The sequence below is a fragment of the Klebsiella sp. GN_Kp190 genome, assembly GCF_040061795.1.
Lineage (GTDB): Bacteria > Pseudomonadota > Gammaproteobacteria > Enterobacterales > Enterobacteriaceae > Klebsiella > Klebsiella michiganensis.
Genome location: NZ_JBEAFN010000001.1, coordinates 22,733 through 44,398, shown reverse-complemented (window position 1 = coordinate 44,398; position 21,666 = coordinate 22,733). Strand labels below are relative to the sequence as shown.

The window sequence follows — 21,666 nt, the reverse complement described above, 5'->3', positions numbered from 1 at the left end:
CGGGTTATCCCGGTTCTTTTTTATTAAAGAAAAGCGTAAATCATCCGTAGCCAGAGTATGGCTCCAACGGCAATAATCATTTTCAGGATGAAGTTACTTGCCGGGAAAAAATATACCGCCGGCAGTGCGGAACGCCTGGCCTTAATGAGTAAATAAGGCGGCAATAATATACTCCACAGCACCAGCGAGATGCCGGCAAAGGCCAGGGCAGACAAAAATCCTTGCGGGGCAAAAATAGAGGCTAGCGCGGCAGGAAAATAGGTCAAAATATGGCCAGCGGGCGTGAGCCCCGACGGTTAATTTTGTTCAGCATATCCTCGAGATAATCACTCAAACCGATTGAGGCTGACATCAGTGAGGCTAAAACGGCAATACATCCAAAAGAGACCAGCATCCGTAGGCGGCCTGCCGAAGCAGGCCGGCAGCAGCTATTTATTTCGTGGCTTCAGCCAATGATTCTCTGAAGTTTTTATGGAAGTCATCGATTTGCCCGCTCTCGTGGAGCGCCGACAATGCGCAGCGCAGAATGGCGTGCCCTTCTTCAACGGTTGGATACATCGCCACGGTCGTCGCGAAGCCGCGATCGTGCAGTTTTTTGCACATCGTGATGGCGAGATCTTCGTTACCAATCAGGATCCCCCGAATCGGCATCGTCGTACCCCGGTTAATGATGTCGATCTTGCCGAAAACTTCGTCAAAATAGCGAATGACGTTCTGAAGCTTCTCCTGGCGGGCAGCGACGGTGCCGTCCAGGTGGAGATCGGCGGCGGCTACGCAGGCGGCAATTCCAGGCAATGAAGGCGGCCCACCAAAGGCGTAGGTTGTGCCGTAGGTCTTAATAAATTTGATGGTCTCAGCGTCGCGACAGGCGATAAATCCGCCGTGTGAGCCAAAGGCTTTAGATAGCGAGCCGGCGATAATAATACGTTCGTCAAGCCGATGGCCGAGGCATGACATAACGTATCCGGAACCGTACTCTCCGTAGATAGAGGTGCCGTGCGCATCGTCTATATACGCGTAGCCGTCATACTGATGCGCCAGGCGGACAATATGCGCGACGGGGGCGACGCCGCCCATTGAGCCTACGCTGTCTGATACCGAGATCGGCGTTAATCCCTGGCTGGCCGCATAGCGAAAAGCCTCTTCAATCCGCGCCTTATCCTGAAAATCAATTCTGACGACTTCCCCAAACTGCTGTAAAAGCCCGCGGTTGATCTGCAACGTCGCGTGCGCGGTCTTCTCCATAATAAAATAGGGTTTTTTGCTGAACGTAAAATGCGGCAGCGTCCCGGATGCCAGCAGCGGCAGCACTGCGATATGGCAAGGGGTCACGGCGTTAAACGTCAGAGTATGAGCCCCATGCATGATGTCGTTCAGTCGTGCTTCCAGCTGCGGGAACAGATCGACTTTTACCCGCGTTCTGGCGACAGAAACCTGCACGCCAAAACGCTCAATGGCGTCGACAACCGCTTTTTTCAGCGCCGGGTGAGTCTCTAGTCCAAGATAAGAGCATGAGACAAATTCCACCATTTTTCTACCATCGTCGAGGGTAATGACCTTGCCGTCCCTTTTTACCGCGACCAGTTCATTAATATGTTCAGAGAATACCCGGGTCTGATATTTTAGCGACCTGTCTATTTTCCTTTTTTGCCAGTTTTCCATTGCGTTACCTTCATTGTCGTGACTACCAGAAGAGACAGAATTGCCAGTGTTAACGTGCTTGCACCGAGGGTTCTGTCAAACCCCATACCGGTATCCGTTAGTTTTACGGCGAAATAGCTGATGGCGCCGGCGCTCACCGTTTGAATAAATCCGGTGACGGACGCCGCAATACCTGTTTTGCTGCCTTTGATTTGCAGTGCGATAAAATTCGCGCTCGGGTAATAGGCGCCAAGGGTGAGGTTAAAAATCATCGATCCGGCGATACATAATAGTAGTGAGTGGCTGCCGATAATAAATGGGGTAACCGCCAGCGCATTCAGGATAAATAAAATCCACGGGTTAATTATTCGCTCGAATTTGGCGATCTGATTGCCAATAATAAAAAATAATACGGAAGCAGAAAAGAGCAGCGAGTAGTGCATGGTGCTTAGCCCCAGCTGCTGCATAAAAATGGCCGGCGACAGCGAGATATAGCAAAACAGCGAACTCAAAATCAGCGAAACCAGCAGCGTTCCCTGAATAAATGCCGGGGTGATAAACCCGGAAGAGGAGGGCGCCGCGGCCGCATCATGCTGCTCAAGGCGACGCGGAGAGAGCACAAGGGTGACGACGCTAAACAGGGCCATAACCAGGAATATCGAATTCCAGCTCAGATAGCCGAGGAGTGCGGCGCCGGCCAGCGGCGCAATAAGAGGAACCACCGCGCTGGCGGAAGAAATATCGGAAAGCGCGCGCTTGAGCGTTAGCGGGGAGAACGTCTCTTTAGCGATAGCTTTAGACAGGACCGGCCCGGCGCCGGCGCCAAGGGCCTGTAATGCCCTGCCGGCCAACAGCATCATTAAACTATCGGACATAAAACAGAGGAGGCTGCCCGCGAGGAAAAGCAAAAAGCTGGCCGTCAGTACGCGTAATTTACCCAGCTTTTCGCCAAGAAATCCTGATAATAACTGGCTCGCCGCGTATATCACCAGAAAACCACTAATGGTTAACTGAATAGCCGAATAATCGGTAGTAAACGCTTTTTGTAATATGGGCAGCGCGGGCACGATCATATCTGTCGCCAGCGCGGAAACCGATGCGGCGAGAATAAGGTATAAGTATATCCTGAGCATATTAAACTCTTCGGTGAATATGGGTTAAAACGTTAGATTATTATTTATGAATACGCCGCTGCTTTTTTAGCGAATGAGCAAATCGCGATTCCGGTCAAAATTAACAGCGAGCTCAGTAAATGATAGAGATGCGGCTGGGTATGTAAAAACACAATGCTTAATATGCCGCCGGAAAGTGGAATAATATGGGTATAAATCTCACCGCGAGTCGCGCCAATAGCCGCGATGCCTTTATTCCAGAACAGGTAGGCCAGCCACGAGGGGAAAATCACCAGATACGCCAGTCCAGTAAGGAAAGCGATATCGTGGTAGGCGGCGAATGAGGTGGCGGGGTGCAGCCACAGCCAGAAAATCACCACCGGAAGTAGAATAAGGGCGCCAAGAAGCGAACTGACGGCGACGAAAGCATTGGCGGGGATACGACGATCTTTGTTACGCAACAGCGAGCAGTATACTGCCCAGCTTAGCGCCGAGCCCATTGCCCACAGATCGCCCTGGCTAAACCCTTTTAGCCCCTCAGCGTTGCTCAGGTTGCCATGCAGCAGGAGCAGCAGCACCCCTGCGGTACTAAAGATCACGCCCCACCAGTTCCGCGCCGATACCCGGTCATGGAAGATCAGGCGATTAATCATCAGCACCATACAGGGGGTCGCAGACATGTAAATCGCCGCGTTCAGCGCAGACGTCGACTGCAGACCAATATAGAGGGTTAAGGGAAAGCTCACCTGTCCACACAGCGTTAGAACCAGCAGCGTTGCGCCATTCTGGCGGAACAACGGCCGACTGTCGCGGATTTGACGCTGATACAGCAATACCAGCAGTAGTGCGGTCAACGCCCATCTCGCTTCGGTCATGAGAATCGGATCCGCGCCCTGAACGAGAATATGCCCTACGACATAATTCCCTCCCCAAAACAGGGCCGCCAGCGTGAGTAACAGGTAAGGCATGCTCATTCCTTGCATCGCTTAGAACTGTACTAAATGGTAACTTTATTTTTTTTAATATATCAATTAAATTTTATGGTTATTGGGGGATTTTATTATTTTTTTATTTTAAATCATGTGTTTAAAAATTAGTTACCTGTGTGCAAAAAATCTGATTGCAGCATATTTGTCTGTACGATAACGTATACATACCATGCATTAAACAGGGATAAATCAATGCGTAAGACAGAAAATGGTTTCACCGGGAACGAACAACATTCCGCAATGGCCAGGCTCTCTCTGGATGACATGATTGACCAGCTTCTTCACAGCAACGCGCTTTCACTGAAACTGACGGCCAATCCGCTACTGGCGGACAGAGCCTGGTACCTGACCGAAAATACCTGTACTAAGGCTTTTACCGCCAACGATCCGCAAGCGAAAAAACGTGCCCACAGCGCGCTGTTTAAACTCTACCAGGCGTGGCTGGCGGAGCCGCTATCGGCGGCGGCAAAAAACCAGTTTCATCCATTACTCTGCGGGATCAGAAGCTACATCGAATCAGAATGGCTCCGGGTGGAAAAAAAACGTTTCAGTTTCCCGATACCCGCGCTTGACGCCGGGAATATCGTTGAGGAACTCCGTCATTTATGTCAGAAACATCCGGCTTCGCACCATCCCCTCTTTGATTTCCTCTCCTCTTCCGCCTCTGCTACGCAAATAGACTATTTCTTCAAAAGCGATAGCGCGCTCAATTTGCTGTTTTTCGATCTGGTCGCGATGGGGCTGGTCGGCTCTCTGCCAGAAACGCGTGCAGAAATTGCCCAGAACCTTTGGGATGAAATAGGCCAGGGCAGCCAGGAGTTTACGCACGTTAATTTGTATAAGGATTTGCTGAAGCGCAGAGATATTGCGCTACCTGAAAACCATTTCGCCCATCTGTATGACTGGCAGGGGCTCGCCGGGTATAACGCGTTCATGCTGGGCGGCGTTAACCGTCAGCATTACTACAAATCGCTCGGCGTGATGGCGATGACGGAACTGCTGGACCCGCCGCAGTACCAGAAGCTCGTGACCGGGTGCCGTCGCATTGGCCTTACGGATCGCGACGTGCATTATTACGCGGAACATATCGAGGTTGATATCGGTCACGCCGATGGGTGGCTGAATAACGTTATCGTTCCGATCGGCAATAAAAACCCGGCTGCGCTGGAGGAGGTCTACGTTGGCGCAGCGCTGCGTCTTCAGACCTGCTGCGATTACTACGATTGTCTGCTGGAGGCGTTACGTACCGTTGTTGAACGCGAGTCAGAGGGTGCCGCCCTCTGAATAAATAAGCGCTTTTGCCGCGCTCCAGGCCGTTATTCCGGGAGGGATCTCCCGGCATTCCGAGGACTCCGCCTGCTGAGCGGCAATGGCGCCGTCAATCAGCATGAGCATCATCATCGCCACCCGTTCCGCAGGTTCCGGTTTTAACAGCAGGGTAAGAATGTCGCGGAAAAACTGGTAGAGGCGCGATTTAAACCGTGAGCATGTCGCCCGGATAGCGGAAGACGAGGTTCCATATTCAAACAGGGCGCGGGTGAACATGCAGCCGTGGAAATCCTCACAGGTGAACCAGTTATTGTAATATTCGAAGACGGCAAACAGCTTCTCGCGGCCCGAAGGTTTATCGGCGGTAATCTCCTGCAGCGCCTGCATAAACTCACTCTCTTTCTGCTGTAAAATATCAAGAATGAGCGCCTCTTTATCCGCATAGTAGCGGTAGAAGGTCATTTTGGAGATGCCCGCATTCTCCGATATCCGGTCAATACTCGGCGACTGATACCCCTCTTTGTTAAACAGAGACATTGACTGGCGGATAATTTCCGCTTGTTTTGGCTTCATACTGTTTCCCGTGGAATGAAGTAATACAGAGGGTTTCTGGTAGCGAGCAGTCATTCATTTGATATGGCGGGCGGCACGCTGCAACGACGTATGCGCAATGTCATCCCGATGGCCGATATCCCAGCCCCTGCGGTGAGCGGCATCAGTGAACGCGTTGACCCATAAAAATTGTTGTCGATTCTTACATCCGGCTGCAAAAAAAGCAAAAATCCCTCAGGCGATCTTTGCGCTACGCGAATCAGGGCTGCGCTGGGCCGTCACGTTATGCCCTTAGCCCTCCACGCTGCGCGCGGGGAGGATAAAGAGAGGCCCGGGAGAAGTCAGCATCCCCCCCGAACAGGGGGTGATGTTTTTGTGATGCACATCATAAAATAACGCCTGGTTATTGTGATGTTATTTGCAGTCAATGGATTTGCATTTGAATCAACCCGCGCTATCTCTGCGGGTTTTTTTTCGTCCGGCGATGGTCGGCGGGCGGCGACTCCGCCTGCTGTAAATAGTCCTGATACCAGCCGCTGATACGTCGGGTCACCGGATTTTCGTTGAGGTCGAAGCGCCTGCCGTCGAGCCTGTTTACCGGGGTAATACCTGCCAGCGTTCCGGTGACAAAAGCTTCGTCCGCAGTGAAGGCTTCGGCAAGAGTAAAGGATCTTTCCTGCACGCCGAGGCCCTGCTGGCGCGCCAGTGACAAGATAGTGTGGCGGGTAATACCGTTAAAGCAGTACAGGCCGTTTGAGGTCCACAGCTCGCCCTGGCGTACGATAAAAAAGTTGGTGGAATTGCAGCTGGCGACAAACCCATGAGGGTCCAGCATCAGCGCTTCATCTGCGCCGGCGTCCAGCGCCTGCAATAGCGCCTGGATCAAATTCAGGCGGCTGTGGGAATTAAGACGCAAATCGAAAACATCCGGCGCGCTGGTACGATAGGTCGAGGTGAACAGGGCAAGGCCGCGCCGTTTGGCCTGTTCATCCACAACCTTATATTCCGCCACGCAGACGATAGTGGCGCCGCCGAGGATAAAGCGCGGGTCCTGATTTGGCGTGCGCTTTTTGCCGCGGGTGATCATGAGCCGCAGATGGGCGCCGTCCGTCATACCGTTGATCTTCAGCGTGCTGTACATAATATTGGTTAGCTCCTCACGACTATGGCCGATATTGAGCTGGATAGCGGCCGCCCCGGCAAACAGGCGATCGAGATGCGCCTGAAGGGCGATCAGCTTGCCGTTCACCAGCCGCAGCCCCTCCCAGACCCCGTCGCCGCAGACGTAGCCGGAATCGAAAACGGAAACCGTGGCGCGATCGCGGTGAACGAATTCGCCGTTGACGTACACCTGCATATTGTCGTTGCGCGTATCCTGCAGGTACGCCTGACTGCTTTGAGCGGAGAGAGCTAAACTCATCATGTTTCCTTGCGGTTAAAATGCCCGTTCAGCGAAACGGGAAAGGAAGGCCTGGGTGCGCGGTTGGCGCGGATGGCGCAGCACCTCTTCCGGGGTGCCCATTTCATGAATCACGCCGTTTTCGATAAAAATCACCCGATCGGCGAAATGCCAGGCAAAGCCCAGCTCATGAGTGACCAGCAGCAGCGTCCGCCCCTCATCTGCCAGTTCACGGATGGTATGCAGCACTTCCCCCACGAGTTCAGGGTCGAGGGACGAGGTGGGCTCATCGAATAATATTATCTCTGGCGCCATTGCCAGGGCGCGAGCAATAGCGACGCGCTGCTGTTGACCGCCGGACAGGCTGCCGGGCCAGGCCTGGTGCTTATGGCCGAGCCCCACTTTTTCCAGCTGCGCGTGGGCAATGCGCATCGCCTCTTCGCGACGCATCTTTTTCACCGATATCAGGGCTTCGCTGACATTTTGCAGCACCGTGAGATGCGGGAAGAGATTAAATTGCTGAAACACCATCCCCACGCGCTGGCGAACATTGCTCAGCTGTTTTTCGCTATAGCGCCGCTGACCGCGGCTGTCGATTTTACCGAGGGTAACGCCGTCCAGTTCTACGGTGCCAGCGCTGGGTATTTCCATAAAGTTCAGACAGCGCAGCAGGGTGCTCTTACCCGAGCCGCTGCCGCCAATGATGGCGATTTTCTCACCGGCATAGATATCTAAATCGATGCCCTGTAACACGCTTTGCGCACCAAAGCGTTTGTGCAGGGCGCGTATCCGCATGACGACTTTTTTCTCTGACATGGCCTTTCTCATCATATTAAGGATGTGGACGGTAGCGGCGCTCCAGACGTGCCGCCAGGTAACTTCCGGGCCAGATCAGCACAAAATAGAGCAGGGCGACGACGGTGAAAATCTCCACCGGGCGATACCAGGTACTGCTTAGCAGCCTGCCCTGATACATCAGTTCGTTAACCGTGAGAATCGAGGCGAGGGAGGTCACCTTCGCCAGTTCAATCATGCGGTTTGTCAGGGCTGGCAACATACGGCGAAATACCTGCGGCAGGATAATACGCCGCAGCATCACGCCCGGCGGCATGCCTAAGGCTTTTGCCCCTTCCCACTGCCCGCGTTCGATGGACTGTAGCCCGGCGCGAAAAATCTCGGTGCTGTAGGCGGCGGTGTACAGGGTTAACGCCAGTGCGGCGGCGCCAAAAGTGGAAAACTGAATGCCCACCAGCACCGGAAAGGCATAGTAGAACCAGATGAGCTGGATAAGCACCGGCGTATTGCGGAACACCTCGACAAAGGCGCTGGTAAGGGGATAAAAATAGCGCGGCCCGCGGGCACGGACGACGCCAACGGCAAGCCCGATCAGCGTGCCGACAATTCCCGCCAGCAGCCATAGCTCCAGCGTAACGCCCAGTCCCTTCAGCAGTACCGGCAAGTTTTGCCAGACAAGGGAAAAGTCCCACTGATAATGCATGGTTGTTCTCTCGTTAACGTGAGTCGGAGACGGCAAGGCGTCGTTCAAGCAGCTGGCTGCCCTGGCTGATAATCAGCAGCAGGGTGAAGTACATCACCGCAATAAGCGAATACACTTCCAGGGGCCGGTAAGTCTGACTGTTGATTTGCATCGCCTGATACAGCAGCTCGCTGTACGCCAGAGACGAAGCAAGGGCGGTGGATTTGAGCAGTTCGAAAGAACGCTCAAGGAAAGGAGGAATCATTCTGCGCAGCGCCTGAGGGAAAATGACCCGGCGGAGCGCGGTGGCGCGCGACATGCCCAACGCCTTCGCGCCTTCCCATTGTCCGGCGCCGATCGACTGGATGCCGCCGCGGTAAACTTCGGCATAAAACGCGGCCGACTGGGCGGAGAGCGCCAGTACCGCGGCAGCAAACGGCGAGAGCGTCAGCGGGCTGACGACTGGCAGAGCGTAGTAGATCCAGAAGAAGTGGACGATAGCGGGAGTATTACGATAAAAGCCGATCAGTATCAGCGCCGGAAGACGGAAGAACGTTAGCGGCGAGGCCTTCATCAACGCCAGCGCAATGCCGGCCAGCATGCCGAATAAAATACTGGTGACGCCGATCTGAATGGTACCCCACAGCCCCTCCAGCAACAGCATGCGATATGGCCAGATGGCGGCAAAATCCCATTGATACGACATAGTTCTGGAACCCCTGAAAAACGCAAAACGATGGTGATGGTTTTAGAACGACATCATCTTAGCAGTAGCGAAATGTGATAATTAAATAATAAAAACCATTGCTATTATCTCTTTTGGTTATAAATATTTACGCGAGAAAGCAATGCCAAACTCTGATTCCTTAACCGCTACGCTGGCGCGTTTTGCCGGCGAACTCACCCCGGCTGCGATACCGGCGTCGGTGAAAGCCAGGATCGCTCTGCATTTTATCGATAGCCTGGGCTGCGGCGTTGCCGGCTGCGAAGACAGCGTGCTGCGGAAAAGCGCGCGGGTTATTCGTAGCCAGTACGCGACCGGCAAAAGCGCGGTGCTCGACGGTGGAACTCCGCTCTCCGCCAGCGGCGCCGCGTTCCTCAACGCCGCTGCGATAAACGCGCTGGATTATGACGATGGTTTTGAAGTCGCCGGGCGGGGGATGGGGCATCCCGGCGCCACGCTGGTGGCCGGGGCGCTGGCCGCGGTGGGCCAGGGCGGGCCGGTCAGCGGCGGGGCGTTGCTGACCTCTCTGGTGGCGGCCTGGGAAATCAATAGCCGCGTGATTATCTCTCAGCAGCCGAGTCCTGAACGGTTTCAACAAGTGTACGGCGTGTGCCAGCACGAATCGCTGGGGGCGGCGGTGGCGTATGGTTTACTGCGCGGCTGCGATGCCGCGGGGCTGGAAAATAGCCTGGGACTGGCCGCCTCGTTAACCCCTTTGCCCACGTTGCATAAATACAACTGGCAGGCGCGTCCACTGGTTTCGTTTAAGGATTACAACGCGCCGGCGGCAGAGGCCGGCGTACGCGCGGTGGAGCTACACCTCGCGGGGATAGTGGGGCCGCGCGAGATACTCGATGGTGAACAGGGATTCTGGCGGATGTCAGGCTCCGACCGCTTTCAGCCAGAACGGCTGACGGAGCATCTGGCGATGCACTGGCAGCTCAGGCACGCCAGTTTCAAAGACTATCCGGTATGCCGCTGGATGCATACGGCGCTGGCGTCGTTTGAGCGTCTGCTGGACCGTATTCCGTCGCCAGAGTCGATTGAGCGGATTCGCGTTTACGGTAGTTCTACCCTGGCGCGTTTTTTCGCCGACGCGCGTCCCGTCAGCAATACCGATGCGCAGTTCAGTCTGCCGCTGGCGATAGCCTGCCTGGCGTTTAAAATCGCGCGTCATCAGTGGAGCAGCGATCGGACGCGAGGCGCGGCGCCACTCCTTGCCTTCGCTGACCGGGTTGAAATCATCGCCGATGAGACCTTTGAACAGCTGATGCTGCAGCATCGCCGTCCCGCCGCGCGCGTGGACATTGTGGTAAAGGGAAGGACGATCGCCGGAGAGCGTATCGACTTCCCGCCGGGGTGTGCAGAAAATCCGCTGCCGGAACAGCGGATCGTGGATAAATGCGAGGCCAACCTGTCATCACGCCTCAGCGCGCCGCGGGCAGCGCGGCTGATTGACGCTCTGCTGGATATGGAACGCTGCGCGGACATTGGCGCGGCAATCTCGCCGCTTCTGTCCGCGCCAGGAGAGTAGTCGCTTATTTCCACTCTTCTTTAATCACCGAGGGCACTTTGCTGATATCCACACCGCGTAGCTTAAGGGCGTCTTCATAAAACTGTTTGCTCTGTCCCGACTGGTAAATTTTGGCAAACTCTTCATTCAGAAAGTTGCGGAAGCGGGGATCGCTCTCTTTGCGCAGCGCGCCGCCGGTGCTGATGGCAATAATCGGTTTTGGCAGAATCAGGTTGCCTTTGTGCACTTTTGCCTGCTGCAGAGCCAGCGCCGGGTGAACGTACGAGAGGGCGTCGACGCGTCCGGCGTAGAAGGCTGCGACGCCTTCATCCATATTGGTAAAGCGCACCAGCTGCACTTTGGGTAATTTTTTGGTCAGTATCAGGTCCGGGCTGCTGCCGAGCGTGACGCCAATCTTAATATCCGGGCGATTGAGATCTTCCCAGCTCTCGGCCTTCACGCCGTCGCGGATCAGGACCCCCTGCGCATACCAGAGGAAGGGCTGGTCGGAAAAGTCGGCGGCTTTGCGGCGTTCATCGGTGGGGTCCAGCACCAGCATGGTATCAATCTGCCCGGCCTGCAGCGCGGCGACCGCATTTCCCCAGGTGGTCTCCACCGGCACCAGTTTTACGCCTAAATCTTTTGCCAGTACTTTACCCACGTTATAGCCAATGCCGTTCCACTGACCGGTGGCTGGATCTTTAAAATACCACGGTTCCCCCTGCGCGACGCCGACGCGCAGTTCGCCCGATTGTTTAATATGATCCCAGGTGGACTCTTCGGCATGGCTGAAAAAAGGCGCGGCGGCGATCGCCAGCGACAACAGCAATTTATGAATTTTTGTTGGCATATTTTTACCCTGATGAGAAAGTCATTTCTGAAAAACAACGTATTACGCGAACACGATAACGGAGTTTGTTATCAGTGCATTATTATTTTTTGGTTTAACTCATGCCCGAATGTTATTTGCTGATACCTAACCGGTTTCGCTTAAATTACGGCGCGTTGCACATATTATTCATAACTTAATGCGCTATTGTTCTAAGGTGCTTTATTTCCGTCGCCGAATATAAAAATTCCGTTCTGGTGGGAGTCATAGTTTGCCGGGACGTTAAAAATATCACTTCTGACAGCCAGGCTTATAAAAGAGCGACAATAATTGTCAGACGAGTGCGTCCCGGCCTGAAAATGATATCGCCGCGTCCCTCACGCAGCGTCAGGCGCTAGAGTGCAGAAGATAAAAGCGGCTCTACCGGGTAAATTTCCCTATCCACGGGCTGCTTGTATCCTGTGACCAGAGTTGTAATAGCATCTCCCTGAACTTTTCCGCTGCAGGGCTCAGCGCCGTTTCTCTGCGCAGCACGAGACCGAGCGTGCGGCGAATAACCGGCTCAACGAGCGGACGGCTGACAAGAATGTGATGCTCATCGGTCGGCATGGCCAGACTGGGAACCACCGCCACGCCAAGCCCTGCCTCTACCATACCCAGTGACGTCGACAGATGCCTGACTTCATAGAACCAGTTGGGCTTCCAGTCCATATTCTCCAGCGCTTGATCGATCAGCGAGCGGTTACCGCTTGAACGTCTAACGCCAATAAGCCTGAAGTTGGCCAGGTCTTCCCACAAGATCAGCGATTTCTGCGCCAGTTCGTGGTCCCGTCGGCAGGCTAATACGAAAGGTTCATTGACCAGCGGCGAGAAATCGATATTGGGATGTGTGATGTTTATCATGTTTATGCCGAAATCTGCGTCACCGTTTAAGACGGCTTCAAGACAATCGCTGGCGCTATGCTCGAGGATGCGGATACGGATATTGGGGTAGTGATTGTTATAGTCCCTGATGACCGAAGGGAGGAAATAGAACGCCGCGGTGGGGAGACAGGACAGGGTGACAACGCCGCTTTGATGGGTGGCCATTTCTTTAATACTCAGGATCGAACTTTCATAAAAATCTATTAAATTCTTTGCCTTAGGTAAAAACTCTCTGCCTACAGCCGTGAGTTTAATGTTTCTGGTTGTCCGTTCAAATAGCGTAGCTCCCAGCTGCTCTTCAAGTTTTTTAATCCGGCGGGTTAACGCCGGTTGGGATGTGTGAAGAAAATGTGATGCTCTTGTGAAACATCCAATTTCTGCAATTTTAACAAACGCTTGTATACCTTGAAGATCGTGCAGCATGAGATTTCACTCCAGACTTTATCGCGATGCAAACACACTAACCTAACCGCTATTTATACGCAAAACGTATTAATCGATGGTTTTATTGGCATTAGAATTATGTATTCGTCTGTGGAATCCTGACATTGCTCTTATCAATGCGTGAAACGAGAAACATAATGTTAAAGATTCCTTGTGTACTGATGCGTGGCGGTACTTCGAAAGGCCCGGTGCTTCTGGCCAGTGATTTACCGACAAAAATTGAAGAACGCGATGCTGTGCTGCTGGGCTTAATGGGCGCGGGTCACGAACTTGAAATTGATGGTATTGGCGGCGGCAGCCCCCAAACCAGTAAAGTCGCGATTGTTAGCCCCTCGGACAGTCCGGATGCTGACGTCGACTATTTATTTGTTCAGGTGATGGTCAACGAGCGCCGCGTCGATACCACGCCTAACTGCGGTAATATGCTCTGTGCCGTAGGGCCCTTCGCGATTGAAAAAGGCCTGGTTAAGGCGCAAAGTCCGGTGACGACAGTGCGGATCCGCAACCTGAATACCGGTACGCTGGTTGATGCGGAAGTACAAACGCCGAATTTTTATGTCAACTATGAAGGCGATACGCACATTGATGGCGTTCCCGGCTGCGCTGCGCCGATTGGCCTGACTTTCCTTAACTCCGCCGGATGCAAGACGGGAAAGCTGCTGCCAACCGGTAACGTCGTTGATGTGATTGATGATGTGGAAGTCACCTGCATTGATATGGCGATGCCGATGGTGCTGATTAGGGCAGAGCGGATGGGCAAAACGGGAGACGAATCACCGGCCGACCTCGATGCCGATCGCGCGTTTATGAATAAGCTGGAAACGATCCGGCGCAAGGCAGGTGCGAAAATGGGGCTGGGCGATGTCGCCGATAAAGTGATCCCTAAACCGGTTCTGCTGAGCGCGCCCGGCGCAGGCGGGACTATCAGAGTTCGTTATTTTATGCCTCATACCTGCCATAAATCACTGGCTATTACGGGCTCTATCGGCATATCCACGGCCACGATAATTGAAGGATCGGTGGCCCATCACATTGTGGCCGACCAGCCGAGGACGCCGTATACCAATATTATTAATATTGAACATCCGAGCGGAAAAATTTCCGTATCTTTACTCAAAGAGGGAGAGGATATTGAGAAAACGCGTGCCGCAGTGATTAGAACCTCCCGTAAATTATTTGAAGGCACGGTTTGCGTCCCGGAATATGTTTTAGCGGAGGAATTATAAATATTTTATATCATTAATGCGGTGCAATACTGATGTCCTCTCGCGTGTAGTTGCTACATAACTCTGTACCTAAAAAAATAATGTCGAGGATTTTATGGCTATAACCCATACGAAAGATAATCAGCTTAATTCTGCTCCCGTCAAGGTCAGTAATTATATTCGGATCATCCTGGCCCTGGCGCTATCCGGCCTTGCAGAATTAGCCTCACTCTTTTTTATTCAACCTCTGTTACCCGTTCTCGCCGTCGAATATGATGTGCCGGTGAGTCAGGTGAGTATCATTCTCTCCGCAGAAACGGCGCTTCTGGCTATCGGTTTATTATTCACCGGAACGCTGTCCGATCATTACGGCAGAAAAAAATTAATTATCGTTTCGCTGCTACTTGGCGGACTGCTGACGATGCTCTGTCCTCTGGTCGAATCATGGGCGATGCTGGTGGCCCTGCGTGCGGTTATTGGCCTGGCGCTCAGCGGTATCGCTGCTGCCGCAACCGCCTATATCAGCGAGGAGGTCGCGCCGGTGGTGGCGGGGGTGGTCACCGGATACTTCGTTTTTGGTAACTCGATGGGAGGGATGTCCGGGCGTATTGTGGCCAGCCAGCTGATCGACCATATCTCAATAAATACCATTTTCTATGGTTTTGCGATCAGCCTGATTTTGGTGGCTTTGCTGGTTTACTTTTTACTCCCGGCGTCTCAGAACTTTAAGCCAACGCAAAACCTCAACGTTCTTCGCGTGGTGAAAGGCGCGGCATCTCACTTTAAAAATAAAAAGCTGGCGTTAGCCTTTGTGATTAGCTTCATCATCTTTGGGGTATTCACCTCTCTCTATAACTACCTGGCTTTCTTCCTGAAAGGCGAACCCTTTCATATTTCTCCGGCGAATGCGGGCCTGCTCTCCTTTAGCTTTGCCTTAAGCTTTTTCACCGCCCCTCAGGCGGGACGACTTTCCGCAAAATACGGCAGTATGAGAGTCCTGCGCGCGCTGTTTGTGATGATGGCGCTGGGAATGCTGCTGACTTTAACGTCTAACGTCGTCACCTTTATTATCGGCGCGGTCATTTTTACCGGTTGTTTCTTTGGTTGTCACTCCATTGGCTTAAGCTGGGTAAGTAAAAATGCAACGCATGCACGTGGCCAGGCCGTCGCGCTGTATCTGTTCTTCTACTACATGGGCGGCTCAGTGATTGGTTTCGTGAACGGCTTTGTTTTCCACTCTATGGGCTGGCAGGGGATGACGGGATTCATTATTGCGCTACTGGCCGTGGGGGCGGTGGTTGCAACGTATTTGTCTTCCAGCGAAACAAAAGCCATGGTTCCGGTTGAGTCTTAAACCCTTCGTGGCGAAGTGAATGACTCACGTCATCTCCAGTGGCGTGAGTAAAGAAATTCAATGTTAGTAAGGTGTCATCATGAAATTAGCAAGCTATGTTCATCATGGTCGTAAGAGTTATGGAATATTGACGGATACAGGCATTATTGACCTGGGTAGCAAGATTGGTCATCAATATCGTACGCTGAAGGACTTACTGCAGTGGGGCGCTATTGAGATCGCCGGCCAATATGTTAATTATCCGGTCGATGTTATGATGGCTGATATTACTTTTTTACCGGTCATTGAAAATCCGGGGAAAATTTTCTGCGTCGGTATGAACTATGCGGAAAAAAGAAAAGAGTTTTCTGAAACCAGCGATGCGCCGACCCTCTTTATTCGTTTTCCTGACTCGCAAACCGGTCATGCAACGCCGATATTAAAACCCGCGCTATCCAATGAATTTGATTATGAAGGTGAGCTGGCCGTTATTATTGGCAAACCGGGTATGAATATCGATACTGACGCTGCCCTGAGCCATGTTGCAGGCTATAGCTGCTATATGGATGGATCGGTGCGCGACTGGCAGCATGCCTGGTTTACCGCCGGGAAAAACTGGCGGCAGACCGGCGCGTTTGGTCCCTGCCTGACAACTGTTGATGAAATACCCGATCCCCACCGCTTGTCTATTCAAACCTATTTGAACGGCATTATGGTTCAGAATGATTCAACGAGCAGTATGATCCATAAAGTTGCCGATCTGATTAGCTATATCAGTACTTTTACGGCGCTCAGCGCCGGCGATGTCATTATTACCGGCTCTCCTGGCGGCGTCGGTAAAAAAAGAACGCCCCCACTCTTTATGCACGAAGGCGATCGGGTCGAGGTGGTAATTGAAAATATTGGGCATCTCATGAATACGATTGTCGAATCAAAACCGCAGCACGAATTGCAGATGTCGTCGTCTCCGCGGGCTCAGACAAGATTATTTGACGCTCATTAAGGTATGGGCAGGAGAAACAAGATGTACACCGACCAAACGCTAGAATTCGAGAAAGTGGAAACTAGCAACGGTACCTTCAGAGACGAAATTATTCTCTTTCTGAAGAACAATGGATTAGGCATCGACGGCGACATTGAGCAATTTGTTGTCGCGCGCTGCCAGCGGCAGCTGGTTGCCTGCGCCGGGCTTGCGGGGAATACGTTAAAATGCATTGCGGTTGCCAGAGAGTGGCGCGGGACGGCGCTAGGCCTGAAGATCATTCATGAAGCGGAGCTGCAGGCTGTTCAGAACGGCGAACATCAGCTTTTTCTCCTGACGTGTCCGGATAATGTGCGGTCGTTCCAGGGATGCGGATTTTATCCTTTGGTCACCCTCGATAACAGGGCGACGCTGATGGAGAATTCGCCGGTTGGCATCCATCGCTACTGCCGCCAACTGCGGGGCCAGCATTTGGTGACGGCCGGAAATATCGGCGGGATTGTGATGAATGCAAATCCCTTTACGTTAGGGCACCAGTATCTGATTGAGCAGGCTGCAAAAGCGTGCGACTGGCTGCATGTCTTTGTCGTTGAGGAAGATCTGTCCACGTTTTCCTTTCGGCAACGGTTTGCCATGGTTCAGGAGGGGTCACGGCATCTGCCTAATATTACGGTCCATCCTGGCTCAAAATATATTATTTCTCGAGGAACATTCCCCGGTTACTTTCTCAAAGAAAAACAAATTATTAACGAGGTGTATGCCGCAATAGATTTGCTTATGTTCCGCCGTTACATTGCACCGGCTTTAAATATTAATCAGCGCTTTGTTGGTACTGAACCCTTCTGTAAGGTGACCGCGCAATATAATGACGCAATGCATCACTGGCTGGAGGATGAGATGACAATACCTGCCGCCAGTATCAAGGTGAATGAGATTCAGCGGATGACCGATATGAATAATTTTCCCATCTCCGCCTCTGCGGTCAGGAAATTGTTAAGTCACGAAGATATGCACACCGTTAAAAGTATGGTGCCTGCAACTACGATGCCTTATTTATATAAATGGTTATCAGCGAATCAATCTAAGCAGCCCGATTTAGATATGGTTGATGCTTAATAAATCATTGTTCAGGATATTTATATGAAAATATTACATGCGGCAATCGCCGGGACGCTGGAATCCAGCGACCTGGTTGTCAAAGTCAGCCCCTACGATGATGGGCTCGATATTACTATCAACAGCGAAGTGTACAAACAATTTGGTGAACAGATTACGGCGGTGGTTAATGAAACACTTTCCGCATTAAACGTTACGCAGGGGCAAATTATTGTTGAGGATAAGGGTGCGCTGGACTGCGTTATCCGCGCCAGAATGCAGGCGGCGATTTTACGGGGAACGGCCAGCAACGAAATTGCGTGGGAAAAATTATGATGAAAAAATTACGCCGTAGCATGCTTTTTTTACCGGGTTCAAGCGCCGCTATGCTTTCAACAGCCTTTATTTATAAACCCGATTCAATCATGTTTGACCTGGAAGATGCGGTCTCGTTGAAAGAGAAAGACAGCGCGCGGCTGCTGGTGTTCCATGCGCTACAGCATCCTATGTATAAAGATATTGAAACCGTTGTCAGGATTAATCCGCTGAATACGCCATTTGGCTTAAAAGACCTGGAAGCGGCGGTGCGCGCTGGCGTCGATGTTATCCGTTTACCCAAAACCGATACGCCGGAAGATATTTACCAGCTTGAGCGTGAAATTGTGCGTATTGAAGAGAGCTGCGGCCGCCCGGTGGGCTCTACGCAGCTGATGGCGGCGATTGAATCGGCGGTGGGGGTCATTAATGCCGTCGCTATCGCCAGGTCCTCTCAACGCCTGATGGGGATTGCGCTGGCGGCGTTTGATTACGTCATGGATATGCAAACGGAACGCGGCGACGGTACCGAGCTGTTTTACGCACGCTGCGCGGTATTACATGCGGCCCGCGGGGCAGGTATTGATGCGTTTGACGTGGTCTATGCCGATATTAATGACGAGGCCGGCTTTTTGAAAGAAGTGGATTTGATTAAACGTATGGGCTTTAACGGTAAGTCGCTTATTAATCCGCGGCAGATAGAGATCTTACATAATGCCTATGCCCCCACTCAGGAAGAAGTTGATTACGCGGAGCGTGTTATTGCCGCGGCCGAAGAAGGGGAGCGTAGCGGACTTGGGGTGATTTCACTGAACGGCAAAATGATTGACGCGCCGATCATCAACCATGCCCGGGTGGTTATTGAACGTAAAAATGCCTCCGGCATCCGGCAATAATCTCCATTCAGTCACCAGCAACAGGATTTAACTATGAATCAATTAACCGAAGCCCTTCATAATATATCCGGCGCCCAGCATCAGTATGAGGTATTTACCGGCGCAAATACCCATACGCCCTATCTTGCGGATACCCGGCAAAAATATCAGCGCAAACTTTTTGACACGCTGGATGAAGTTTTATCGCGCTGCGATTTACGCGATGGGATGACCGTTTCATTTCATCACGCCTTCCGCGAGGGTGATCAAGTGATTAACTACGTTATGGCCAGGCTGGCGGAAAAAGGCCTGCGAGGGCTGACGCTGGCGTCAAGTTCCCTGATGACCTGCAACGCGCCGCTGATCGAGCATATTAAACACGGCGTAATTAGCAAAATCTATACCTCCGGGATGCGCGGTGAATTAGCGGATGCGATTTCACACGGCCTGATGGAGGAGCCGGTACAGATCCACTCGCACGGCGGCAGGGTCAATCTGATTGAAAAGGGTGAAATTAATATTGATGTCGCGTTCCTGGCGGTCTCCTGCTGCGACGAATATGGCAATGCCAGCGGCAGCGGCGGCAAATCCCGATGCGGCTCGCTTGGCTACGCGATGGTCGATGCAAAATATGCCCGCAAGGTGGTTTTGCTGACGGAAAGCATTGAGCCGTTTCCGTATATGCCGGCCAGCATTATTCAGGATCAGGTTGATTATATTGTCAAAATCGACAGCGTAGGCGACCCGGCGAAAATCAGCGTTGGCGCCGCGCGCGTGACCAGCAATCCGCGAGAGCTGATGATCGCGCGGTCTGCTGCGGACGTCATTGAGCATTCCGGTTATTTTCGCGATGGCTTTTCTCTGCAAACGGGATCGGGCGCGGCGTCCACCGCCTGTACGCGATTCCTGGAATCCCGCATGAGGAAACACAATATCGTCGCCAGCTTTGCCTTAGGCGGCATTACCGGCAGTATTGTCGATCTGCATGAAAAGGGGCTGATTACTAAGCTGCTGGATACACAAAGTTTTGATGGCGCTGCGGGGGAGTCGCTGGCGAAAAATCCGCACCACGTTGAAATCTCGACCAGCGTTTACGCCAACCCGGCGGCGAAAGCCGCCTGCTGCGACCGCGTGGATATCGTCATCTTAAGCGCCCTGGAAATTGATACGGATTTTAACGTCAACGTTCTGACCGGCTCCGACGGCGTGATGCGCGGGGCATCGGGCGGACATTGCGATGTCGCGGCGGCGGCAAATTTAACTATCGTGGTCGCGCCCCTGATCCGCAGCCGCATTCCCACCGTCGTCAGGCACGTCACGACCCGCGTAACGCCGGGAGAGAGCATTGACGTGCTCGTCACCGACCACGGCATTGCCGTGAATCCTGCCCGTCCGGAAGTCAAAGAGAGGCTGACGGCGGCCGGTTTGCCGGTCGTTGACATCGAAGCGCTTTATCAGACATCGCTGGTAATTTCTGGCGAGCCGAAACCTATTGAGTTTACCTCGCGCATTGTCGGCGTCGTGCGTTATCGCGATGGCAGCGTCATTGATGTGGTAAGGCAGGTGAAAGAATGATCGGCGAAACAACAAACGCTTCCTGCGCCCCTCTCACCCTTGAGGAAGTCCTCAAAGCCAGAGAAGCGCGCGCGAGTGTACAACAGGCGTGGCTGCGCCGCTTCGAACAACCAATGGTATCCACCACGCTCGTCTGGCCCGGAGAGGTAAAAGATACGCCGCTTGCCCGGCAGGTTATGGCGGAGGCGACGGACGCGTTCAGCCAGCTGCTGCGGAAACATCGCTGGGGCGTTTCCAGACACGACGTTCGTTTTCAGCCCACCGGGCCCGAAGCGTTCTGGTCCGTAGCGGCGCCAGCCTGGATGATCAAGCACGTGACGGCGCATCTTGAAGATCATCATCCTCTCGGGCGTCTGTGGGATATCGATGTCTTTTGTCCCACATCCGGATTAATTAAGCGCAGCGCGATCCGACAGCCGATGCGCAAATGCTTCATTTGCAATGAGGCTGCCCACGTCTGTTCCCGTATGCGCCGCCATTCTCAGAATGAACTTGCGCAAGTGATTGAGGATTTAGCCTATGACTATTTTCGCGGTCAACGCTGAACGGGCTAAGCAACGGGAAAGCATCGCCTGGTTGGCTGCCGAGGCGATGTATCGGGAAGTGAGATTAACGCCAAAGCCCGGGCTGGTTGATGGCGAGAACAATGGCGCGCATCGTGATATGAACATTGCCCTGTTTATGGCCAGTATTCGCGCCGTCTCGCCCTGGTTTCCGCGCTTTTTTGCGCAGGGAAAGGCGACGGCGGATTTGCCTGCCCCGCAGACGCTATTGGCGATAAGGCCCACAGGACTGGCCTGCGAACAGGCGATGTTTAACGCCACGGGGGGAGTAAACACCCACAAAGGCGGCATTTTTTCCCTCGGCCTGCTTTGCGCCGCCGCTGGGCGCCTTGTTAAGCGCAACCAGATGCTTAGCCAGCGCAATCTGTGCGAGGAAACCCGCGCGATGTGCGCGAGCCTGGTTAGCCAGGAACTGAAAAGAAAGGGCCTCGCCAAAACCAAAGGCGAGCATATTTTTCAGCGCTTTGGGCTTAGCGGCGCGCGGGGTGAGGCTGAGAACGGCTTTTATACCGTCAGGCAGTTCGGGCTGCCGCAGTGGCAGAAAGCGCGGCGGGAGGGGTTATCTGAGCAGGATGCGCTGCTCAGGATGCTGCTGGCCCTGATGGCCTTCAACCCCGATACCAATGTGGTGTCCCGGGGCGGGCTGAGCGGCCTGCAGTATGTGCAGCGCTATGCGCAACGCGTTCTGAAGATAGAACACCTGGCGGGTGAAAAGCTCAGAAAAGCGCTGAGACACATGGATAAGGCGTTGATTGACAGAAATATTAGCCCTGGCGGCAGCGCGGATCTCCTTGCCGTTGGCTGGGTACTTTCCCATTACCCGGCCTGACGGGCGGTACTGAACGTGGAG

At 53.1% G+C, this 21,666-nt stretch carries 21 protein-coding genes and 1 pseudogene; 11 read left to right on the top strand and 11 right to left on the bottom strand.

Features of this window, described 5'->3' with window-relative positions; all coding sequences use genetic code 11:
* Positions 1-23: 23 nt before the first annotated feature.
* From ABLU67_RS00210 to ABLU67_RS00195, 4 genes are all read right to left on the bottom strand, one after another.
* On the bottom strand, positions 24-215 hold the full coding sequence (locus ABLU67_RS00210; protein WP_048263158.1) for an aromatic amino acid transport family protein: 192 nt from the start codon (positions 213-215) through the stop codon (positions 24-26).
* A gap of 217 nt (positions 216-432) precedes the next feature.
* A complete protein-coding gene (locus tag ABLU67_RS00205; protein ID WP_348852094.1) occupies positions 433-1,662 on the bottom strand; it encodes an aminotransferase class I/II-fold pyridoxal phosphate-dependent enzyme in 1,230 nt (409 codons plus the stop codon).
* Positions 1,635-2,774: an MFS transporter gene (locus ABLU67_RS00200; protein ID WP_348852093.1), complete on the bottom strand. Its 1,140-nt coding sequence runs from the start codon at positions 2,772-2,774 to the stop codon at positions 1,635-1,637. The genes ABLU67_RS00205 and ABLU67_RS00200 overlap by 28 nt, the downstream gene beginning before the upstream one ends.
* Before the next feature lie 44 nt (positions 2,775-2,818).
* The gene (locus ABLU67_RS00195) at positions 2,819-3,721 is read right to left on the bottom strand and encodes a DMT family transporter (RefSeq protein ID WP_014228716.1); all 903 of its coding nucleotides are present in this window, start codon (positions 3,719-3,721) and stop codon (positions 2,819-2,821) included.
* Between the two features lie 213 nt (positions 3,722-3,934).
* Between ABLU67_RS00195 and ABLU67_RS00190 the strand changes: the two are divergent.
* Positions 3,935-5,030, top strand: a pseudogene (locus ABLU67_RS00190) (iron-containing redox enzyme family protein).
* Here the strand turns inward: ABLU67_RS00190 and ABLU67_RS00185 are convergent.
* From ABLU67_RS00185 to ABLU67_RS00165, 5 genes are all read right to left on the bottom strand, one after another.
* On the bottom strand, positions 5,006-5,584 hold the full coding sequence (locus tag ABLU67_RS00185) for a TetR/AcrR family transcriptional regulator (protein WP_004849617.1): 579 nt from the start codon (positions 5,582-5,584) through the stop codon (positions 5,006-5,008). The pseudogene ABLU67_RS00190 and the gene ABLU67_RS00185 overlap by 25 nt on opposite strands.
* Before the next feature lie 433 nt (positions 5,585-6,017).
* Positions 6,018-6,983, bottom strand: a complete 966-nt coding sequence (locus ABLU67_RS00180; RefSeq protein ID WP_348852103.1) for an aminotransferase class IV — start codon at positions 6,981-6,983, stop codon at positions 6,018-6,020.
* Between the two features lie 15 nt (positions 6,984-6,998).
* Positions 6,999-7,778, bottom strand: a complete 780-nt coding sequence (locus ABLU67_RS00175) for an amino acid ABC transporter ATP-binding protein (protein WP_154920333.1) — start codon at positions 7,776-7,778, stop codon at positions 6,999-7,001.
* A 16-nt stretch (positions 7,779-7,794) separates the two neighbouring features.
* On the bottom strand, positions 7,795-8,460 hold the full coding sequence (locus ABLU67_RS00170; RefSeq protein ID WP_014228720.1) for an amino acid ABC transporter permease: 666 nt from the start codon (positions 8,458-8,460) through the stop codon (positions 7,795-7,797).
* Positions 8,461-8,473: 13 nt separating this feature from the next.
* Positions 8,474-9,145, bottom strand: a complete 672-nt coding sequence (locus tag ABLU67_RS00165) for an amino acid ABC transporter permease (RefSeq protein WP_025106197.1) — start codon at positions 9,143-9,145, stop codon at positions 8,474-8,476.
* A 142-nt stretch (positions 9,146-9,287) separates the two neighbouring features.
* On the opposite strand from ABLU67_RS00165, the gene ABLU67_RS00160 reads away from it, so the two are divergent.
* The gene (locus ABLU67_RS00160; protein ID WP_348852092.1) at positions 9,288-10,697 is read left to right on the top strand and encodes an MmgE/PrpD family protein; all 1,410 of its coding nucleotides are present in this window, start codon (positions 9,288-9,290) and stop codon (positions 10,695-10,697) included.
* Between the two features lie 4 nt (positions 10,698-10,701).
* Here the strand turns inward: ABLU67_RS00160 and ABLU67_RS00155 are convergent, their stop codons facing one another.
* Together ABLU67_RS00155 and ABLU67_RS00150 are read right to left on the bottom strand one after the other, a co-directional pair.
* Positions 10,702-11,526, bottom strand: a complete 825-nt coding sequence (locus tag ABLU67_RS00155) for a transporter substrate-binding domain-containing protein (protein WP_014228723.1) — start codon at positions 11,524-11,526, stop codon at positions 10,702-10,704.
* Between the two features lie 399 nt (positions 11,527-11,925).
* Positions 11,926-12,852: a LysR family transcriptional regulator gene (locus ABLU67_RS00150; RefSeq protein ID WP_004131117.1), complete on the bottom strand. Its 927-nt coding sequence runs from the start codon at positions 12,850-12,852 to the stop codon at positions 11,926-11,928.
* Positions 12,853-13,010: 158 nt separating this feature from the next.
* Between ABLU67_RS00150 and ABLU67_RS00145 the strand changes: the two genes are divergently transcribed.
* The 9 genes from ABLU67_RS00145 (at position 13,011) to citG (ending at position 21,645) form a co-directional block, all read left to right on the top strand.
* A complete protein-coding gene (locus ABLU67_RS00145; protein WP_348852091.1) occupies positions 13,011-14,099 on the top strand; it encodes a 4-oxalomesaconate tautomerase in 1,089 nt (362 codons plus the stop codon).
* A 94-nt stretch (positions 14,100-14,193) separates the two neighbouring features.
* The gene (locus ABLU67_RS00140) at positions 14,194-15,432 is read left to right on the top strand and encodes an MFS transporter (RefSeq protein WP_004849622.1); all 1,239 of its coding nucleotides are present in this window, start codon (positions 14,194-14,196) and stop codon (positions 15,430-15,432) included.
* Positions 15,433-15,511: 79 nt separating this feature from the next.
* Positions 15,512-16,414 (top strand): fumarylacetoacetate hydrolase family protein, encoded by a 903-nt coding sequence (locus ABLU67_RS00135; RefSeq protein WP_064358337.1) that lies wholly within the window; start codon positions 15,512-15,514, stop codon positions 16,412-16,414.
* Positions 16,415-16,435: 21 nt separating this feature from the next.
* The gene (gene citC, locus ABLU67_RS00130) at positions 16,436-17,509 is read left to right on the top strand and encodes a [citrate (pro-3S)-lyase] ligase (RefSeq protein WP_046877447.1); all 1,074 of its coding nucleotides are present in this window, start codon (positions 16,436-16,438) and stop codon (positions 17,507-17,509) included.
* A 24-nt stretch (positions 17,510-17,533) separates the two neighbouring features.
* Entirely contained in the window at positions 17,534-17,824 is a 291-nt protein-coding gene (citD, locus tag ABLU67_RS00125; protein WP_004849626.1) for a citrate lyase acyl carrier protein, read from the top strand.
* Positions 17,824-18,699 (top strand): citrate (pro-3S)-lyase subunit beta, encoded by an 876-nt coding sequence (gene citE / locus ABLU67_RS00120; RefSeq protein ID WP_014228729.1) that lies wholly within the window; start codon positions 17,824-17,826, stop codon positions 18,697-18,699. The genes citD and citE overlap by 1 nt, the downstream gene beginning before the upstream one ends.
* 33 nt (positions 18,700-18,732) lie before the next feature.
* Entirely contained in the window at positions 18,733-20,253 is a 1,521-nt protein-coding gene (gene citF / locus ABLU67_RS00115) for a citrate lyase subunit alpha (RefSeq protein WP_032749691.1), read from the top strand.
* A complete protein-coding gene (gene citX / locus ABLU67_RS00110) occupies positions 20,250-20,798 on the top strand; it encodes a citrate lyase holo-[acyl-carrier protein] synthase (RefSeq protein ID WP_014228731.1) in 549 nt (182 codons plus the stop codon). Before citF ends, citX begins: the two co-directional genes overlap by 4 nt.
* Complete coding sequence (citG, locus tag ABLU67_RS00105) at positions 20,773-21,645, top strand: triphosphoribosyl-dephospho-CoA synthase CitG (RefSeq protein ID WP_064381232.1); 873 nt, start codon at positions 20,773-20,775, stop codon at positions 21,643-21,645. The genes citX and citG overlap by 26 nt, the downstream gene beginning before the upstream one ends.
* The last annotated feature ends 21 nt before the right edge of the window (positions 21,646-21,666 follow it).

Excerpts from the sequence above, each read along its gene's own strand:
- ABLU67_RS00175 (WP_154920333.1), bottom strand. The coding sequence starts at position 7,778 with ATGTCAGAGAAAAAAGTCGTCATGCGGATACGCGCCCTGCACAAACGC.
- ABLU67_RS00160 (WP_348852092.1), top strand. The coding sequence starts at position 9,288 with ATGCCAAACTCTGATTCCTTAACCGCTACGCTGGCGCGTTTTGCCGGC.
- ABLU67_RS00155 (WP_014228723.1), bottom strand. The coding sequence starts at position 11,526 with ATGCCAACAAAAATTCATAAATTGCTGTTGTCGCTGGCGATCGCCGCC.
- ABLU67_RS00185 (WP_004849617.1), bottom strand. The coding sequence starts at position 5,584 with ATGAAGCCAAAACAAGCGGAAATTATCCGCCAGTCAATGTCTCTGTTT.
- ABLU67_RS00200 (WP_348852093.1), bottom strand. The coding sequence starts at position 2,774 with ATGCTCAGGATATACTTATACCTTATTCTCGCCGCATCGGTTTCCGCG.
- citC (WP_046877447.1), top strand. The coding sequence starts at position 16,436 with ATGTACACCGACCAAACGCTAGAATTCGAGAAAGTGGAAACTAGCAAC.
- ABLU67_RS00180 (WP_348852103.1), bottom strand. The coding sequence starts at position 6,983 with ATGAGTTTAGCTCTCTCCGCTCAAAGCAGTCAGGCGTACCTGCAGGAT.
- ABLU67_RS00150 (WP_004131117.1), bottom strand. The coding sequence starts at position 12,852 with ATGCTGCACGATCTTCAAGGTATACAAGCGTTTGTTAAAATTGCAGAA.
- citE (WP_014228729.1), top strand. The coding sequence starts at position 17,824 with ATGAAAAAATTACGCCGTAGCATGCTTTTTTTACCGGGTTCAAGCGCC.
- ABLU67_RS00135 (WP_064358337.1), top strand. The coding sequence starts at position 15,512 with ATGAAATTAGCAAGCTATGTTCATCATGGTCGTAAGAGTTATGGAATA.
- ABLU67_RS00140 (WP_004849622.1), top strand. The coding sequence starts at position 14,194 with ATGGCTATAACCCATACGAAAGATAATCAGCTTAATTCTGCTCCCGTC.
- ABLU67_RS00205 (WP_348852094.1), bottom strand. The coding sequence starts at position 1,662 with ATGGAAAACTGGCAAAAAAGGAAAATAGACAGGTCGCTAAAATATCAG.
- ABLU67_RS00165 (WP_025106197.1), bottom strand. The coding sequence starts at position 9,145 with ATGTCGTATCAATGGGATTTTGCCGCCATCTGGCCATATCGCATGCTG.
- citG (WP_064381232.1), top strand. The coding sequence starts at position 20,773 with ATGACTATTTTCGCGGTCAACGCTGAACGGGCTAAGCAACGGGAAAGC.
- citX (WP_014228731.1), top strand. The coding sequence starts at position 20,250 with ATGATCGGCGAAACAACAAACGCTTCCTGCGCCCCTCTCACCCTTGAG.
- citD (WP_004849626.1), top strand. The coding sequence starts at position 17,534 with ATGAAAATATTACATGCGGCAATCGCCGGGACGCTGGAATCCAGCGAC.
- ABLU67_RS00145 (WP_348852091.1), top strand. The coding sequence starts at position 13,011 with ATGTTAAAGATTCCTTGTGTACTGATGCGTGGCGGTACTTCGAAAGGC.
- citF (WP_032749691.1), top strand. The coding sequence starts at position 18,733 with ATGAATCAATTAACCGAAGCCCTTCATAATATATCCGGCGCCCAGCAT.
- ABLU67_RS00170 (WP_014228720.1), bottom strand. The coding sequence starts at position 8,460 with ATGCATTATCAGTGGGACTTTTCCCTTGTCTGGCAAAACTTGCCGGTA.
- ABLU67_RS00195 (WP_014228716.1), bottom strand. The coding sequence starts at position 3,721 with ATGCCTTACCTGTTACTCACGCTGGCGGCCCTGTTTTGGGGAGGGAAT.